The sequence below is a fragment of the Pantoea sp. WMus005 genome (assembly GCF_013415305.1).
Taxonomy (GTDB): domain Bacteria; phylum Pseudomonadota; class Gammaproteobacteria; order Enterobacterales; family Enterobacteriaceae; genus Pantoea; species Pantoea rara.
In genome coordinates, this window is record NZ_JACBXU010000001.1 from 559,053 (window position 1) to 576,149 (window position 17,097).

At 54.8% G+C, this 17,097-nt stretch carries 15 protein-coding genes and 1 tRNA gene; 6 read left to right on the forward strand and 10 right to left on the reverse strand.

What is annotated here, in order from left to right; all coding sequences use genetic code 11:
- Positions 1–356 precede the first annotated feature (356 nt).
- The 3 genes from dacD to tmaR all read left to right on the forward strand — a co-directional run bounded on the left by dacD (position 357) and on the right by tmaR (position 3,320).
- Entirely contained in the window at positions 357–1,520 is a 1,164-nt protein-coding gene (dacD, locus tag HZZ01_RS02425; RefSeq protein WP_179895354.1) for a serine-type D-Ala-D-Ala carboxypeptidase DacD, read from the forward strand.
- A gap of 257 nt (positions 1,521–1,777) precedes the next feature.
- Entirely contained in the window at positions 1,778–2,836 is a 1,059-nt protein-coding gene (locus tag HZZ01_RS02430) for an FUSC family protein (RefSeq protein ID WP_179895355.1), read from the forward strand.
- Between the two features lie 160 nt (positions 2,837–2,996).
- Positions 2,997–3,320, forward strand: coding sequence for a PTS system regulator TmaR (tmaR, locus tag HZZ01_RS02435; protein ID WP_179895356.1), 324 nt, complete (start codon positions 2,997–2,999; stop codon positions 3,318–3,320).
- A gap of 88 nt (positions 3,321–3,408) precedes the next feature.
- Here the strand turns inward: tmaR and HZZ01_RS02440 are convergent, their stop codons facing one another.
- The 3 genes from HZZ01_RS02440 to HZZ01_RS02450 all read right to left on the reverse strand — a co-directional run bounded on the left by HZZ01_RS02440 (position 3,409) and on the right by HZZ01_RS02450 (position 6,412).
- Complete coding sequence (locus HZZ01_RS02440; protein ID WP_179895357.1) at positions 3,409–4,470, reverse strand: LacI family DNA-binding transcriptional regulator; 1,062 nt, start codon at positions 4,468–4,470, stop codon at positions 3,409–3,411.
- Between the two features lie 127 nt (positions 4,471–4,597).
- Positions 4,598–5,512 (reverse strand): ketopantoate reductase family protein, encoded by a 915-nt coding sequence (locus HZZ01_RS02445; protein WP_179895358.1) that lies wholly within the window; start codon positions 5,510–5,512, stop codon positions 4,598–4,600.
- 126 nt (positions 5,513–5,638) lie between these two features.
- Positions 5,639–6,412 (reverse strand): phosphate/phosphite/phosphonate ABC transporter substrate-binding protein, encoded by a 774-nt coding sequence (locus HZZ01_RS02450; protein WP_179895359.1) that lies wholly within the window; start codon positions 6,410–6,412, stop codon positions 5,639–5,641.
- A 296-nt stretch (positions 6,413–6,708) separates the two neighbouring features.
- Here HZZ01_RS02450 and HZZ01_RS02455 point away from each other — a divergent pair, with 296 nt between their 5' ends.
- On the forward strand, positions 6,709–7,731 hold the full coding sequence (locus HZZ01_RS02455; protein WP_179895360.1) for an LLM class flavin-dependent oxidoreductase: 1,023 nt from the start codon (positions 6,709–6,711) through the stop codon (positions 7,729–7,731).
- Positions 7,732–8,196: 465 nt separating this feature from the next.
- On the forward strand, positions 8,197–10,416 hold the full coding sequence (gene katG, locus HZZ01_RS02460) for a catalase/peroxidase HPI (RefSeq protein WP_218928046.1): 2,220 nt from the start codon (positions 8,197–8,199) through the stop codon (positions 10,414–10,416).
- Positions 10,417–10,497: 81 nt separating this feature from the next.
- Here katG and HZZ01_RS02465 read toward each other — a convergent pair whose 3' ends face one another.
- The 4 genes from HZZ01_RS02465 to HZZ01_RS02480 all read right to left on the reverse strand — a co-directional run bounded on the left by HZZ01_RS02465 (position 10,498) and on the right by HZZ01_RS02480 (position 12,599).
- Positions 10,498–11,520: a type II toxin-antitoxin system HipA family toxin gene (locus tag HZZ01_RS02465; protein WP_179895361.1), complete on the reverse strand. Its 1,023-nt coding sequence runs from the start codon at positions 11,518–11,520 to the stop codon at positions 10,498–10,500.
- Complete coding sequence (locus HZZ01_RS02470; protein WP_179895362.1) at positions 11,517–11,828, reverse strand: HipA N-terminal domain-containing protein; 312 nt, start codon at positions 11,826–11,828, stop codon at positions 11,517–11,519. The genes HZZ01_RS02465 and HZZ01_RS02470 overlap by 4 nt, the downstream gene beginning before the upstream one ends.
- Entirely contained in the window at positions 11,813–12,157 is a 345-nt protein-coding gene (locus tag HZZ01_RS02475) for an XRE family transcriptional regulator (protein ID WP_179895363.1), read from the reverse strand. The genes HZZ01_RS02470 and HZZ01_RS02475 overlap by 16 nt, the downstream gene beginning before the upstream one ends.
- A 366-nt stretch (positions 12,158–12,523) precedes the next feature.
- Positions 12,524–12,599, reverse strand: a tRNA-Asn gene (locus HZZ01_RS02480).
- 333 nt (positions 12,600–12,932) lie between these two features.
- Between HZZ01_RS02480 and HZZ01_RS02485 the strand changes: the two genes are divergently transcribed.
- Positions 12,933–14,054, forward strand: a complete 1,122-nt coding sequence (locus tag HZZ01_RS02485) for a Gfo/Idh/MocA family protein (RefSeq protein WP_179895364.1) — start codon at positions 12,933–12,935, stop codon at positions 14,052–14,054.
- Between the two features lie 87 nt (positions 14,055–14,141).
- Here the strand turns inward: HZZ01_RS02485 and HZZ01_RS02490 are convergent, their stop codons facing one another.
- The 3 genes from HZZ01_RS02490 to HZZ01_RS02500 all read right to left on the reverse strand — a co-directional run bounded on the left by HZZ01_RS02490 (position 14,142) and on the right by HZZ01_RS02500 (position 17,083).
- Complete coding sequence (locus HZZ01_RS02490; RefSeq protein ID WP_179895365.1) at positions 14,142–14,972, reverse strand: glycosyltransferase family 8 protein; 831 nt, start codon at positions 14,970–14,972, stop codon at positions 14,142–14,144.
- Between the two features lie 12 nt (positions 14,973–14,984).
- Positions 14,985–16,367 carry a D-arabinono-1,4-lactone oxidase gene (locus tag HZZ01_RS02495; protein WP_179895366.1) on the reverse strand — a complete coding sequence of 461 codons (1,383 nt, stop codon included), beginning with the start codon at positions 16,365–16,367 and terminating at the stop codon, positions 14,985–14,987.
- Positions 16,368–16,450: 83 nt separating this feature from the next.
- Positions 16,451–17,083: a TetR family transcriptional regulator gene (locus HZZ01_RS02500; protein ID WP_179895367.1), complete on the reverse strand. Its 633-nt coding sequence runs from the start codon at positions 17,081–17,083 to the stop codon at positions 16,451–16,453.
- Positions 17,084–17,097 lie beyond the last annotated feature (14 nt).

The following is a 17,097-nucleotide window of genomic DNA, read 5'->3' on the forward strand; positions in this document are numbered from 1 at the left end:
GGTTTAGCCAGCCTGACATCTGTTTTTGCCGCCAGGCAGCAACAATCGCAGCTTCAGACGCATAAACCCCTATTGCTGAAGACTGATGCCATTCGGAAACCGGAAGCCGTTTCGCATTTTTTCAATGCCTGGGCTGACTACGCCCAGGCTATTTCACACGACTACACCTGCATCTTCTCTTTCCTGACGACGCCAGCTGACTGCCGTAAGCTGACAAACCACAGGCATCTGACACCAGCCCGGTTCATACTTTTTTTCAATTTATTCAAACCTTCACAACGCTTTTGCCGTAAAACGTGCGGCTGTTTCCGTTTCGTTTTAGAAATTTTCTCTCCCGTGCAATTAAGGATGAAGTGTTGAAAAGGCGTCTGCTGTTCACCGTTACCGTTACTGTTTTCTGGGCCTCGCTGGCACAGGCTGATGCGATCTCCTTTCCTGTGACGCCTCCGGCCATTGATGCCGCTTCCTGGGTGCTGATGGATGCCACAACCGGACAGGTCCTGACGGCGGGCAATCCCGATGAACGACGCAACCCCGCCAGTCTGACCAAGCTGATGACCGGTTACGTGGTCGATCGCGCCATCGACCAGAAAAAAATCAGTCGCGATGACATGGTCACGGTCGGAAAAGATGCCTGGGGGGCGGGTAATCCGGTGTTCAAAGGCTCTTCGCTGATGTTCCTGAAGCCAGGCGATAAGCTGAGCGTCCGCGATCTCAGCCGTGGTGTGATCATCGATTCCGGTAACGACGCCTGCGTTGCGCTGGCTGATTACGTGGCGGGTAGCGAAGCGAACTTCGTCGGCATGATGAATCACTACGTTGAGAAACTCGGTCTTCAGAACACCCATTTTGAAACCGTACATGGTCTGGATGCGCCGGGCCAGTTCTCCAGCGCGCTTGATATGGCGAAGCTGTCACGCGCCATTATTGATGGTGAGCCTGACTTTTATGCCATGTACAGTGAGAAGACACTGACCTGGAACGGCATCACCCAGAACAACCGTAATGGGCTGCTGTGGGACAATAATCTGCACGTGGATGGCCTGAAAACGGGTCACACTGAGACCGCAGGCTTTAACATTATCGCCTCGAATGTAGTGGGCAGGCATCGCCTGATCGCCGTCGTTATGGGCGGTAAAAGCGCGAAAGGCCGGGAAGAGCAGGCGCGTAAACTGCTGGTCTGGGGCCAGAACACCTTTGATACCGTTCAGCTGTTCCATGCCGGTAAAAAGATTGGCACCGAAAACGTCTGGTATGGCAATCCTCATCAGGTTGATGTCGGCACCGCAGACGATATTTATCTGTCGCTGCCGCGCAGTGAAGTGCAGAACGTGAAGGCGAAGTACGTTATCGATCGCAAGGATCTGGAGGCGCCGTTGAAAGCCAACGAAGTGATCGGTGAAATTCAGGTGATGGATAAAGATCAGCAGATTGCGCACTATCCGCTGGTGGCGCTGAGTACGGTTGAACCTGCAGGTGTTATTACCCGCCTGACGGATTATCTCAGGCAGAAGTTCTGATTATCTGATTTGCAGCACTAAACGGGTAGCCTGTGGGCTGCCCGTTTTCACATGGATGCGCCATGCAGGTGACTGAGTGCCGATAAAAGTTACAAAGCCGTAGCCAGTTGTTTTTAACTTGCGGGCGGTTATGTGAGAGGGATGTTGATAATTGTAAGCGAACGTCAAAACTGTTTGAAAAATCCCGCCCGCGCTAAGCCTGAGCCTCGTTCAGGGTTAAGATAGCCGCAATATGTTACCGCAACCGGAAAGTCACTTTGCGTCCTGATAAGCCTATATCAAAACTGGAATTCTGGTTTTATCGCCATTACCGTTCCGTTCACGGCGTGCGCATCGCCATCGCCTTTATACTCTGCTTTATTTTTGTCCGGGCGACCCATATCCCTGAAGGCACCTGGCCACTGATTACGCTGGTGGTAGTGATGGGGCCGATTTCCACCTGGGGAAATGTCTTTCCACGCGCGCTGCAACGCATCAGCGGCACGGTGGCGGGGTCCATTTCGGGTCTGATTGCCCTGAAGCTGGAGCTGATCTCAATGCCGATGATGCTGGCCTGGTGCGGCATCATCATGGTGATCAGCGGCTACCTGACGCTGGGCAAACACCCCTATATGGCACTCTTGATCGGGATTACGCTGAGCGTGGTCGTGGGGGCGCCAACCGGCGATTTCACGATGGCACTGTGGCGCGGCGGGGATGTGATACTGGGATCGCTGATGGCGCTACTGTTTACCGCAATCTGGGCGCAGCGGGCCTATATCCACTGGCGTATTCAGCTCTCTGACGCGCTGGCAGAAATGGCGAAGATTTATCACGCCGGTTTTTCGCCCAACCTGGTTGAAAAGCCGCGTCTCAACAAGCCGCTGGGTAAATTGCTGACCAGCGTGATCAAAATGCGGGCGCTGCTGGAGCCGTCAAGCAAAGAGACCCGCATCCCGAAGTCGGTGCTTGAAGCCATCCAGACAATAAACCGTAATATGGTTAACACCATTGAGATGCAGATTAATGCCTGGTGGGCATCACGCGAGAGTCATCTGATTATGCTTAACGCACCTGCGTTACGCCGCACCCAGCAGATGACCGAAAACACACTGCGGGCGCTGTCAGTGATGGCGATAGAGGGGGAAACGGAAGAGGTGATCGCCAACAGCCATGAGCTGAACGAAATCAGCGGCGAACTGCGGCGGCTGATCGCCGAGGCGGGCAGCGACGGCCTCGAAGAAACGCCGATCTACGGCTACGTCTGGCTGACGCTGGAACTGGCGAAACAGCTGGAACGGATGACCGATCTGATGCGGATGGCGCTGCGCAAATAATCACCTCAGACAATGACTTAATGTGAAACCGGGTTTCTTTGCGCTAAGATAAGAGCCAGTCTGAATTTAGCTGTGAAAATTGCTTACCTGGCGGGCTAGCCGCTAAGCTGATCGTTTTGACTCTCTCCCTGCGTCAGCAGGCTCAAAGAAAGGTGCCATCATGGAAAATGCCAAGCAGTCATTTCAGGACGTACTGGAGTTCGTGCGTATGTTCCGCCGCAAAAATAAACTGCAGCGTGAAATTGTCGACAATGAGAAGAAAATCCGCGACAACCAGAAGCGCGTACTGCTGCTCGACAACCTGAGCGAATATATCAAACCGGGCATGAGCGTTGAGGCTATTCAGGAAATCATCGCCAGCATGCGTGTGGATTATGAAGATCGCGTGGATGAGTACATCATCAAAAACGCTGACCTGTCTAAAGAGCGTCGCGAGTTGTCTAAAAAGATCAAGGCGATGGGTGGCGAACACCCGAAAGCCTGATTGTGAGGCGCTTGCGCGCCTGACGTCCGCTGCGAACCCGTATCCACTCTGGTGGAGCGGGTTTTTTATTGCCCGCATAACCGCAGATTTATTTGCCTGCCAGCCTGCGCGCAATCCCCTGTAACTGCTGTGACAGCGCCACTAAATCGACCTGCTTATCAGCGGGCGGGGCGGTGGTCTCGCGGATCACCAGCGTGGTTTCCAGCCCGATATCTGACGCCTCCTCACTCTGAAGCCGGGCCAGCATCCGCTCGACACTTTGCGCGCCAAGAAAATGCAAATCCTGCCGTACTGTCGTCAGCGGCGGCTGATACCAAGCACTCTCGGCGGTATCGTCATAACCAATGACTGAGATATCGCCCGGTATCGCCACGCCATACTGATGCAATGCCCGCATAGCACCCAGCGCCATCTGATCGTTCGCGACCAGCAGCGCCTGCGGCAGGTCGTCGGGCAGCGTTGCCAGTAGCGCCTGATAGCCTGACTGCGCGCTCCAGTCACCGCGCAGGGAACAGTGGGGCGTTAACTGATGCTCGGCCAGCACCTGACGCCATGCGTTTTCACGCTGACGGGCTGAAACAGAGCGCAGCGGTCCGTTTAACAGACCAATCTCACGATGGCCCAGCGCGACCAGATGCTCGACAGCAGCACGCGCACCAGATTCATTCGGGTACTGACACTGCGCGACCGCCGCCTGAGGTTCGACATCCAGAAACAGCACCGGCTTGCTGCCACACAGTAACTGGATCTGCTGAGCCTCATCCGCCTCCAGCGGCAGGTTAATCAGCAACCCGTCGACCCGCTGTGCCAGCAATTCATTCACCGTGGCGGCCGCATCGTTACCGCTGTCCATGGCGATCACCAGATGATAGCCCGCTTCGGCGGCCCGTTGCTGAATCGCCGAGGCGATCTGCGCCGGTGCCATCAGGGCCAGATCGCTGGTGGCGAGACCTAACGTGCGCGTGGCTTTACCTGCCAGCTGCTGCGCCACCCGATTGGGCACATAATTGAGCTGCTGCATTGCCGCCTCAACCCTTTCCCGCGTACGGGCAGACACCTGTTCAGAACGATTTAAAACACGTGAAACGGTTTGATATGAGACGCCGGCCAGTTGAGCGACATCATCGAGGGTCACGGAGCGGGAAGTCATGGAACTCTCCAAAAGATGAAGCGACGAGTGTAGCAAATTTTCCTGCTGCGCTGCTGCTGTCGGGGACACTTTTACCGCCACGTGGTCGGGGCCATTCCAGCACCCGATCAGCGCAGGCTGCGGTTATTTAACGCTGTTGCAGATAAACCTGCAGATTTACATCCACCGCATTCAGCAGGGGTGTGGCAAGGCCATTTCTTTTCGCCCGCAGCAACAAATCGCCTATCACCTGATCGGCTTCGATATCAAAACCCTGGGTGAGATCGCGGTACATGGAGGAGGTCATTGGTGTGGAAGGGTTATTTAACAGCTCATAAATACGGGCGGTAACCGCCGGACGTGGCTGATAACCTTCGGCAGTGATGACAGACAGAATCTCCGCGAAAATCCCCTGCAACAGCGCTTCGCCACCGTGCGAGGTGAGGATCTGCTGCGTGTTGCCGCGCGCCAGGCAGCAGACTGCGCCGAGCGTGCTCAGCAGCAGCCACTTTTCCCACAGCTCATCCATGATGTTTTCACTGAACAGGGTATCCACCTGGCTGACGCGCAGCGCCGCATCAACCCGCTGCAGCCGCGCATCGTTGTTGCCATCCAGCGCGCCGTATAAGAGCTGATGCAGCGGCGTCATCTGGATCACTTCGCCCTTGTCGCCCAGCGTGGCGTTGATTTTGCACAGTCCGCCAATCACTTTATCGTCACCGAAACGCTGTTGCAGCGTCGCGATGTGCCGGATGCCGTTGAGAATCGGCATGATCAGCGTGTCCGGGCCGACTGCTGGTGCAATGTCATCCATCAGCGGATCAAGCGCAAAGCTCTTTACCGTCACGATGATCAGATCATAGTGTCCCGTCAGCGTGCTCGCCTGGGCCAGTTGTGGCTGTAACGTCTCCGTGCCCGCTGGCGTCTGCAACACCAGACCATTGGCCTGAAGCTGCTGATAACGCCGTGCGCGTACCAGAAAGGTCACATCCTGGCCCGCCTGAGCCAGTCGGGCACCAAAATATCCACCGGTCGCGCCGGCACCTGCCATCAGAATGCGCATCTCACTTTCCCTTTGCTGAAAACCTCTACCTTAAAACGCCGTGACCAGGCTTACCAGCCTTAGCAGGGCATTGATGATGTTAAGAAATCAGATTTCCCGTTCAGGTGAGCGAAATAGCGCCGGGCATTACAGACGGGTGACGCCCAGCGTAGCGGCCTGCTGCTCCCACGCCAGCACGCCCTGATAATCGTCCCGCAGTACCGGGCTGAATCCGCCGATCAGGTTATCGTCGCAGACGTCACGCCAGGCAGGATCGCTCACCAGCTGACGCAGCGTCGTGCGTAACGTCGCAAGCCAGGCCGCTGACGTCGAAACTGCCGTAATCAGCGGTAATCCGGGTGCGGCTGGCGTCTCACCGATGATGTGCAGGCCGCGCAGGTCATCCGGCGCATAGCGTGCCAGCAGCGCCCAGCTGACGCAGTCGATAGCCGCGATATCCGCCTGTGAATCACGCAGTGCCGCCAGCGACTGACGATGCCCGCCGCTCAGCAACAACTGTGAAAACGCCACACCCTGAAGCGCGGCCATCAGGCGCAGCGCGTTATAGCCAGAGTGCGAGTCCATGCTGTTAGCCACGGCCCGCTGTCCGTCAAAATCGGCCAGTGTCGCCTGTTTATCCCGCGCCACCAGCCAGCTGCGATAGTCATGACCGATGCAGCCCGGTGCGTGATAGTGAAATGCGCCGACCAGCTGCACTTCAGGCAACTGACTGACCAGCGGATAGCCGCAGGTCTGGCTCAGCAACAACCGGTCATCCTGCCAGTGTGTCAGCAGATCGTCAGGCCAGACTGGCTTCGCGGTTATGCCGTGTTGCGCCAGCAGGGCAACCATGGCCTGCATCAGAGCCTGCGTAGCAGGCGGATGAATCGCATACATTGGCAACGCGAGCAAATTAGTCATGCGTTTTCTCCGCTGTGTTTCCCGGAAAGTCGTGATGCAGTGAAGGGTAGTTCAGATTCAGCCGCCACTGGCGCCCCGGCAATAGAGTGGGCGCGCCAGTGCCTGACAGCGGAAACCCAGAGAGTGACAGTAAAGTTGGTCAAAAACAGCGTGGATAAGCTGCAGGCTATGTCGAAAATCCTGAACATAGCGCTGAAAGATATTGACTATCAGTGGCCGCGCGGAGGGCGTAACCTTTCCCTATCAAAAATCGCCTTATGTCCACGGGCGTTTATCGCCTGTCAGGAGAATTAAAGATGAAAAATATTGGCTTCTTATCCTTTGGTCACTGGACGCCTTCGTCTCAGTCTGCCACCCGCACAGCGCAGGATGTATTACTGCAATCGATCGACTTAGCGGTCGCCGCCGAAGAGCTGGGCGCTGATGGCGCTTACTTCCGCGTCCACCATTTTGCCCGCCAGCTCAGCTCACCATTTCCGCTGCTGGCTGCCGTTGCAGCGCGTACCAAAAAGATTGAGATCGGTACAGGCGTTATCGACATGCGCTACGAAAACCCGCTCTACATGGTGGAAGATGCCAGCGCGGCAGATCTGATCTCCAACGGTCGTCTGCAACTGGGACTGAGCCGGGGTTCACCTGAACAGGTGATCGATGGCTGGCGTTACTTTGGCTTTGAACCGAAAGCGGGTGAAAGCGATGCGGATATGGGCCGTCGTCACACCGAAGAGTTTCTGGAAGTACTGCGTGGCGAAGGTTTTGCGAAGCCGAATCCACAGCCGATGTTTCCGAATCCACCGGGACTGCTGCGCCCTGAGCCGCTCTCTGAAGGTCTGCGTGACCGTATCTGGTGGGGCTCCGGCTCTAACGCCACCGCTGAATGGGCAGCAAAAATGGGCATGAACCTGCAAAGTTCAACCCTGAAAGATGATGAAACCGGCGAGCCTTTCCACATCCAGCAGGCGAAACAGATCCGCGCCTACCGTGAGGCCTGGAAAGCGGCGGGGCATCAGCATGCGCCACGCGTCTCCGTCAGTCGCAGCATCTTTGCGCTGGTGAATGATATGGACCGCGCGTACTTTGGCCGCAGCGGTAACGACCAGGATTCCGTCGGTTTCCTCGACGAGAAAACCCGCGCCATCTTTGGTCGCAGCTATGCCGCAGAGCCAGAGGCGTTAATTAAGCAACTGGCGCAGGATGAGGCCATTGCCGAAGCTGACACGCTGCTGCTCACCGTGCCTAACCAGCTTGGTGTCGCCTACAACGCCCATGTGATTGAGGCGATTCTGAAGTATGTCGCCCCGGAACTCGGCTGGCGTTAATTGATGACACAGCGCCCTTAAACGGGCGCTGCAGCCTTGACAGCATCCCGCCATGCCGTGGCCGTTTCATCTCTGTGGCTTTCACGCGTTCTTCTGCACTGCCTTCTCTGATCAGATCTGATTACTCCGTTCCTTACCGCCGTCAGGCGAACCCGTTCGGCTCTCCCGCATGTCCGCATTAGTGCCACCTGATTCAGCATGCAGCTGGTTTGCCTGCGGCGTCACATTCTGCCCACTGGAGAGCGACAAGCTGATTGTGCATCCGGCGCCGTGGGAATAATCTGATGGCAGTCTGTGCCGCTTCGCTGTGGATTACGCAGGGAATTGCCGGTTATGCCATCGCTGGAAGCTGTTAAAATATTTTTATTCAAAGGCATAAGCTATCGAACATATAGGAGCAGACAGGTGTGCGATCCTGAAAATCCTCTATAGAGTAGCGATGAAAATACACAAAGAGGTGTGACCATGAGCAATTCCATTGATGAAGATGCAAAAGATGCAAAGCCTATTGTTGAAGCCGATCGCGAAGCGCCTGAAAGCAAATGCCCTTTTCATGCGGGCAAGCCAGCGCAGCCAAATCAGGCGCCAGGTGGCGGAACAACTAACCGCGACTGGTGGCCTAATCAACTTCGGGTTGACCTGCTGAACCAGCATTCATCCCGTTCGAACCCGCTTGATGAATCCTTCGATTACCGTAAAGAATTTGCCAAATTAGATTACTCTGCACTGAAAGCTGACATCAAAGGGTTGCTCACCGAATCACAATCCTGGTGGCCCGCTGACTGGGGCAGCTATATCGGCTTGTTCATCCGCATGGCCTGGCACAGTGCCGGAACCTATCGCTCCGTGGACGGACGCGGTGGTTCGGGCCGTGGTCAGCAACGTTTCGCCCCCTTAAACTCCTGGCCAGACAACGTCAGCCTGGATAAAGCGCGCCGCTTACTGTGGCCGATTAAACAGAAATATGGTCAGAAGATCTCCTGGGCCGACCTCTACATTCTGGCGGGGAACGTTGCGCTGGAAAACTCAGGCTTCCGCACCTTCGGCTTTGGTGCCGGACGTGACGATGTCTGGGAACCGGATATGGATGTGAACTGGGGCGAAGAAGCGGCGTGGCTGGAACACCGTCATCCGGAATCCCTGGCACAGTCGCCACTGGGTGCTACTGAAATGGGCCTGATCTACGTGAACCCGGAAGGTCCGGAACACAGCGGCGATCCGGCTTCTGCGGCCCCGGCTATTCGCGCCACCTTTGGCAACATGGGCATGAACGACGAAGAGATCGTGGCATTAATCGCGGGTGGCCATACCCTGGGTAAAACCCACGGTGCCGCACCAGCCAGCCACGTCGGCGTCGATCCTGAAACCGCACCGATTGAAGCGCAGGGTCTGGGCTGGGTCAACAGCCACGGCAGCGGCGTTGGCGCGGATGCCATCACCTCCGGCCTGGAAGTGATCTGGTCGCAGACACCGACCCAGTGGAGCAACTACTTCTTCGAGAACCTGTTCAAATATGAGTGGGTCCAGACACGCAGCCCGGCGGGTGCCATCCAGTTCGTGGCAGCTGATGCGCCGGACATTATCCCGGATGCGTTCGATTCCACTAAGAAACACAAACCGACCATGCTGGTAACCGATCTGACGCTGCGTTTCGACCCGGAGTTTGAAAAAATTTCGCGTCGATTCCACAACGATCCGCAGGCGTTCAACGAAGCTTTTGCCCGTGCCTGGTTTAAGCTGACTCACCGTGATATGGGGCCAAAAGCGCGTTACATTGGTCCTGAAGTGCCGCAGGAAGATCTGATCTGGCAGGATCCGCTGCCTGCACCGGTTTATCATCCAACGGTGGCAGATATCGCCCAGCTGAAAGAGAAGATTGCAGCATCCGGCCTCAGCGTCAGTGAGCTGGTTTCCGTTGCCTGGGCGTCGGCATCGACCTTCCGTGGTGGCGACAAACGGGGTGGAGCCAACGGTGCCCGACTGGCGTTGCTGCCGCAGCGTGAGTGGGACGTTAATGCCGTTGCAGCACGCGTACTGCCAGCGCTGGAAGCCATTCAACGCGAAGCCCACAAGGCTTCACTGGCGGATGTCATTGTGCTGGCGGGTGTGGTCGGTGTTGAGCAGGCGGCGAAAGCGGCTGGCATTTCAATCGACGTGCCATTCACGCCGGGCCGTGTCGATGCGCGTCAGGATCAGACCGACATTGAGTCGTTCGATCTGCTGAAACCGCGTGCGGATGGTTTCCGCAACTACGGCACCGGATTCGGCAAAACCACCACCGAAAGCCTGCTGATCGACAAAGCGCAGCAGCTGACCCTGACCGTGCCGGAGTTAACGGTGCTGGTGGGCGGGCTGCGTGCGCTGGGTGCCAACTTTGATGGCAGCCAGCACGGTATCTTCACGCACCATGTAGGTTCGCTGAACACGGACTTCTTCGTGAATCTGCTGGATATGCGCACCGAGTGGAAAGCCACCGATTCAACCAATGAGAAATTCATTGGGCGCGATCGCGTCAGCGGCGAAACCCGTTTCACTGCCACGCGTGCTGACCTGGTGTTTGGTTCCAATGCGGTGTTACGCGCCTCGGCGGAAGTCTACGCCAGCAGCGACGCCCGTGAAAAATTCGTCAAAGACTTTGTTGCCGCCTGGACCAAAGTGATGAATCTGGATCGGTTCGACCTCTGATTGCTGTTGACGTGCTGAAATCTGAAACCCGCTGATGCCAGCGGGTTTTTTTATGGGCTGATTAACGGTTCCGCGTCATGTTTAAATTTCGGTCACAGCCAGTAACGTCATTCTTCGGGCAATATAATCAAGCACGACTACCCGCTGTGATTCAGGCATATGGCTTTCGGTATAGGTGTCGATGATAAGCTGATGATGAGTCACCACCCCGGAAAGCCATTTTCGCGCCAGAGCCGGATTAATATCCATGCCCTGCGCAAGCAGGATAAAGTCAGCGCCCAGATATTCCCCATATTCTGAATTCATTCCCGGCGCGTTTCCTGCATCCTTTTCTTCCCGTTCAAGTAGGGGCAAAGCTAAATACTCACCAAATGCTGCAGGGTAGGGCACCACGCTGATAAAGTCATAAATCGGGGCCAGAAAGGGAGAATTCTTTTCAGGCAGGATGATCCCGATATTGCGCAGATGAAAATCATTGTTGCCCAGCACATACGCATAAACGATGCGCAAAAAGAGGTCTCGCTTACTCTTTAAACTATTGCTCACTCTGGCATTCAGAAATTTAGCGGCTTTCTCGTAACTGATAGTTTTATTATTATCAACCCTGCCATATTTATCGCCGAGATCCATCGCGCCATCCAGCTGTTCCTGATGTAATCTCGTTTTACCTGATTCTGTACGGTCATATCTTTTGATAACGAACGCCAGTTCATCTGGCCGATTTTCATCATGTCTGAATGCCATAAGCCCGAACGGGGAAACATCAAATTTCAGACGCTGCATAACACACATAGTGGCATGCTCGTTTTCTGCAAGATGTGGATATTCTTCCGGAGAGGGTTTCAGAATATAGGTGCCGTCATTGCTGACGACCACCAGCTCGCCTTTTTCCAGGCGAAGGGACAGCTTAGGCTGATAGCCTGAAATGCTCATCCCTTTCTGACGTTCGGGGAGTTCCTGAATAAACTGACTGCGCGTGAAAGGCAGCTTAAGAGCCACGTTAAGGCTGCCCAGCAGATGCCGGATGCCTTTTGAAGAGTAGCCGGTTTTCAACTCCGATTCTTTAAGCAGGTTCAACGTGATCAGGCAGCGCTGTGTATTCATGATGTTATCTCTTTGAAGACGACGGCCCCAAGCATATCGTTACCATTTTTCATCAGTAAACCGAAGAAATCGTTATCATCAATTTTTTGAATTTCAGAATAGCGTTTTCGCAGCCAACCCTCCGGCGCTAAACCTTTAAAGAAGGGATGTAGCTCTTCACTTAAATAGGGCTCTGACCTTACCGGCATGCTGAGGGATATCGCACAGCCGGTATAGGCTGGCAGGTAGCAGAAAGTATAACCATTTTGTTCTTCACTCAACGTACCTGCCAGTTTGTTGTAAAGCCATACTTCTATTTTTCGAGCCATACTTTTATACCCATTTCTTTAAGCAAAGCATGAAGATTGATTGCTTTTGCAGAAGATGGCTTAGCGATCAGTCGTTTAAATGTTGAGAGTGATACACCGATCTGAATCGCCATCTCTTCATAGGTGATGTTTTGTCGTTTGAGTTCACTGCTCAGTAGTTCTGGCAGTGTCTGAAAAGTCAGAGCACTCAAAACAGATCGGGTGTCCGGTTCGACCGTTTTTATCGCCCCTCTTGCGGCCTCCTCACTGAACGCTAACCCAGCCAGTATCTCTCTCCGCTCTGACTCAGAAAGGCTTATCAGCGAAGATTTAATTTCATTAAGGTTCATTTTTGACCTTTTCTGTGTTTTCAGCATGATTTTGATACGGGATAATCCGACTATAGAGCGAAATGGGTCATTTTTGAACCGTTGGCTTATCTGGTTCTAAAATTGTACAGCTGCAGGATAAATTGCGCTAATAAAAGGTCATTTATGACCTTTTAAGCGATTATTGGTTCTTTTGATTAAAGGAGTAAGAAGTTAAGTGTCAGAAATGACCCTTTCAGTCATGGCTGAATTGAATAGTTGAGCATCAGTTAGATAACGAAAGGACCGTTAATTTTAGGGATAAAAGTCTTCACAAGACACAGGCATTTTATCAGGAGAAGAAAAAGCAAAAAGCCCGCTTAGTTTCCTAAGCAGGCTTTTTTAATTTGGCTCCTCTGACTGGACTCGAACCAGTGACATACGGATTAACAGTCCGCCGTTCTACCGACTGAACTACAGAGGAATCGTTTGAACGGGGCGCATAGTAACGGCCACGCCGGGCCATGTCAAAGCTCTTTTTCATAAATTAGCGTGACTGCTGAAATAGTCGCCACAATGGTGTGTTAAGCCTCGAAAGCACGGCTCGCAGGACGTGTGGGAACAGCAATAAACGTCAGCCAAAACTGAGGTGTTTATGAGGTGTTCTGGTGAGCCATAGCCCTTGTCAGACGGCAGTGCGCGTGATTTAACCGGATAGTTTTTTATGGCCGTCACAAAGTCCCGATTCTGGCTTTGTCAGCAACCAGAACGAAACGTAGATTTCATTTCAACCCTGAACAGAATCTCTGGAGTTGAAATGAACAAAGTCAGAATCGGCATGATCGGCAGCGGTTATATCGGGCGCTGCCACGCGATTGCTTATGCCCAGGCGCCCACCGTGTTTGCGCTGAAAGGCGAAATCGTAAGGGAGATGCTGGCTGAAGTGAATCCTGAACTGGCGGCCCGTCAGGCGGCGACCTTTGGTTTTGCGCGTTCCACCGGCGACTGGCACGCGCTGGTGAGCGATCCGGCCATTGATGTGGTGGATATCTGCGCGCCGAATTTCCTTCACAAAGAGATGGCGCTGGAGGCGATACGCCACGGCAAACACGTCTATTCAGAAAAGCCGCTGTCGCTGACCGTGGCGGATGCGCAGGAGATGGTGGCGGCCGCCGAAGCGGCAGGGGTGAAAACCCTGGTCGGCTTCAACTATATGAAAAACCCTACCAGCCAACTGGCGAAAGAGATCATTGCAGGCGGCGAGATTGGTGATGTGGTGCATTTTTACGGCACCCATAACGAGGACTATCTCGCCAGACCGGAAACGCCGCTCGACTGGCACTGCCAGAAAGCGCTGGCCGGTCTTGGTGCATTGGGCGATTTGGCAGCGCACATCGTCAATATGGCGCACTACCTGGTGGGGGACATTGCAGAAGTGAGTGGCGATATGATGACGGTCATCACTTCACGGCCCGACCCGAAAGAGCCTGCCCGGCAGTTACCTGTAGAGAACGAAGATCAGGCCAGCGCGCTGCTACGCTTCTCGAATGGCGCGCATGGCGTCATTGAAACCTCTCGCATCGCCTGTGGTGCAAAGATGGGGCTGACCTACGTCGTCACCGGCACCAAAGGTACGCTGCGCTACACCCAGGAGCGCATGGCGGAGCTGGCGCTTTATCTGCATGACGATCCCTCCGGACGGCAGGGTTTCAAAACAATCCTGACCGGACCGGCCCATCCGGACTACGCGAACTTCTGTGTTTCTGCCGGACACGGCATCGGGTTTAACGATCAGAAAACGGTAGAGATCCGTGACCTGATTAATGGTATCGCGGCAGGTGACCGCATGTGGCCCGATTTCTCAGAGGGATTACAGGTGCAGAAGGTGCTTGAAGCGATTGCCCACTCAGCAGAGCAGCGACGCTGGATTGAGGTGTAATGCAGAAGCAAAGGCAGAGACTGTTGCTGCTCTCTTGATTAACGCAGGCGGGCAGGGCGGGAACACGGGTTTCCCGCCCGGACCGAATCAGATCAGGCCGCTTTTTTCCCACCACAACTTATCCAGCGCATAAAAGCGATCGCGCTGGCTCTCGGGCTGGTTGAGATCGCGCTTCCACGGTTTCGCCAGAATGTAGTGCAGGTTCTTGACCTCCTCATCCTGCCAGAGTCCCCGGTGCTGGAAGGGCAGCGTTTTTAACGCATTGTAGATATAAGAGAGCGGTTTCCAGCGTTCCGCGAACACTTCATTCAGCAGATCCTGTTCAGAGAAAGGATAAGCGCTGAGATCATCAATCGCGGCAATACGCTTTTCCAGTGCGTCGAACGTGGCATTGTCAGGCTTCAGCACCAGAAAACCGCCGTTCAGATAATAGTCGACGCTTTCCGGAGCCTGCTCACCCCGTGCCTGCCAGGTGTAGTGACACTGCTCAGGCTGCCATTCTGGCGGATAAGAAGCAATCTGGTTGGGGTTACAGCGGCAGGCGTGACAGGCAGCCAGCGGGTTATCACCCAGATCCAGGGTAAACAGCTCGTCCATGTTCTGCAGCACCAGCATATCGGCATCCAGAAACACCACGCGCTGATAATCGGTAAGCTGCCAGGCGCGCAGCTTGGTCCAGACTTCACCGAACTGCGCCGAGGCGTAATGCTGATCCAGATCGTCGCGCGGATAGAGGGGGTCGACCGGTTTAATCACACAGCCTTCATTCTGCAGAATCTGACAATCAGCGTCTGAAATCGCCGAGGTGGTCATCACCACCAGCGGCCACTGGCTCTGGCTCTCTTTCAGCGAACGGTGCAGCGCTTTCACGCCCACCAGATAATCGGGTTGTGTTAACAGCGTTACCCAGGCAAACATAGTTTTCCTCAATCAGTCAAAAAGTGGCGTGATGTAGTCGTTACCCAGTCGGCCCTTCGGGTCGAGCTGGCTGCGCAGGGCGCGGAAGGCATCCCACTGCGGATAGATTTCACGCCAGTTGTAGCGTTGTTCGTCGTAATACTTGCCCCAGTGCGGGCGTCCACCCTCTTCGGCCAGCAGTTTTTCCACTTCGGTCAGGAAGTGCAGTCCATCCTGTGACAGAGAACCATCGTCGGCGTAATAGACCACAAAGCCGAAAAAGCAGGTTGGCTGCCCGGCAGCCGGACTGAGCCAGGCCGACGAGGCGCCGGTGCAGCGCAGGATAATCGGATAGTGCATATGCGGACGGCTTTCGGCATACCATTGCTTGATGCGGCGAATGATCGCCGGGGTTTTTGCCAGCGGCACGCCGATTTCCACATTGATCTGCGGCACCGCAATGCCGCGACAGAAGAGCTGGTAAATGTCACCGGTAACATCGGTGAAGTCGCGAAAGCGAGTAACCGTACGAAATTGTTTTCCACCTTTTCCCTGGATCTGGGTGTCGCGGTGCATATGCGCCAGCGTCTGGTCGATGGTATCGTTAAGACTTTCATCAACGTCGCCGTCATGCTCGACCACCTGGCGGCCCTCTGCTTCATAGCGCTGACGCTCTTCGTCACTTGCCTCATGAGCGTTCCAGACGTGCATCAGATTATCGTCAACAAACCACCAGGCTTTGCTCAGCGGATAGTCGTTGTTCCAGCGCAGAAGATCGTCTTCCAGCGTATCGGCTGACACGGCATTTTTGTGGCAGGTGAAGATCTGAAACGGCTGGGTACGCAGGGTGACCGCGGTCACAATACCCAGTGCCCCCAGTGAAACCTGTGCCGCCGGGAAGTCAGCGTCGCCACGGACAAACTCGCGCACGCTGCCGTCGGCCAGCACCATTCTGATTGCCAGCGCTTCATCAGCAATCGAACTCTGCTGCAAACCCTGACCGTGCGTGCCCGTCGCCATCGCGCCCGCCAGCGTCTGAATGGCAATCACGCCTGGCGATGAAGCCAGCATGCGGTTCATTTCGGTCAGGCTGCAATAAACCTGCTCAAGCGGGGTCGCGCCACCAAAGGTCACACTCTCTTCATCACTGGCGAGCTGGCCACTCAGAGCGCTGAGATCGAGCAGCACATCGTCATCCGCGACATGCAGCATCCGGCCTGGCGACAGCTTGCTGCCGATCACCCGTATCTGGCCGTGTGACTCCCGGATAAGTCTCTGTAATTCCGCTTCACTGGCAGGACGCTGAACCTGCTGACGACGGCCGATCTGCGCGTTCTGCGCCCAGTTCCACAGCGCATCATCATCGGGTCTTATATGTGTCTGGCGAAGCGGATAGAGGCGTGCATCTCTGCTCACAACAGCATTCCTTATTATTGCATTTAAAAGACAAGTATCACTAAGCGTAGACTATGGAAAAGCGGAGCCCGACTGGCGGGCATTTATTTGCGGATATAGCGTAAGGTTGCGGTGACAGCCAGCTGACGATTGCGGCGGATACTCTCTTCTTCGCTGTTGTCAGGGCTGAACAGGGCATTGAAGGTGTAGCGGTTTGAGACGTGATGAACACAGATACTGCTGATAAGGCGATGGACATCGATGGTCTGCACATCAGCAATGAATACACCCTGCTGCTGACCGCGTGCCAGAATGTCATCCAGCAGATCCAGCGCACTGCGGTTAAGTGCTTTAATCTGCGGCGACTGGGATATATAACGACCGCGCAGGAGGTTCTCACTGCAGACCAGCCGCATAAAATCGGGATGGGCAACGTGATAGTCAAAGCTGGCTTCCACCAGGCGCGTCATCGCCAGTTCCGGCGCCATCGCCGCCAGATTCAGGCCGGTTTCATGCTGACGAATCTGCTGATAAACCTGCTCCAGCACCTCGATATAAAGCTGCTCTTTGCTGCCAAAGTGATAGACGACCATGCGTTTCGTGGTTTGCGCATGTTCCGCAATCTGCTCCAGTCTGGCGCCCTGCATGCCAAACTCAGCAAAGGCTTTCAGCGCCCCTGCAATAATGCGTTTCTTCAGCCCTTCGGGGTCATTTTTACGTTTTGTTAGTTCTGACATGGTACTCAATAAGG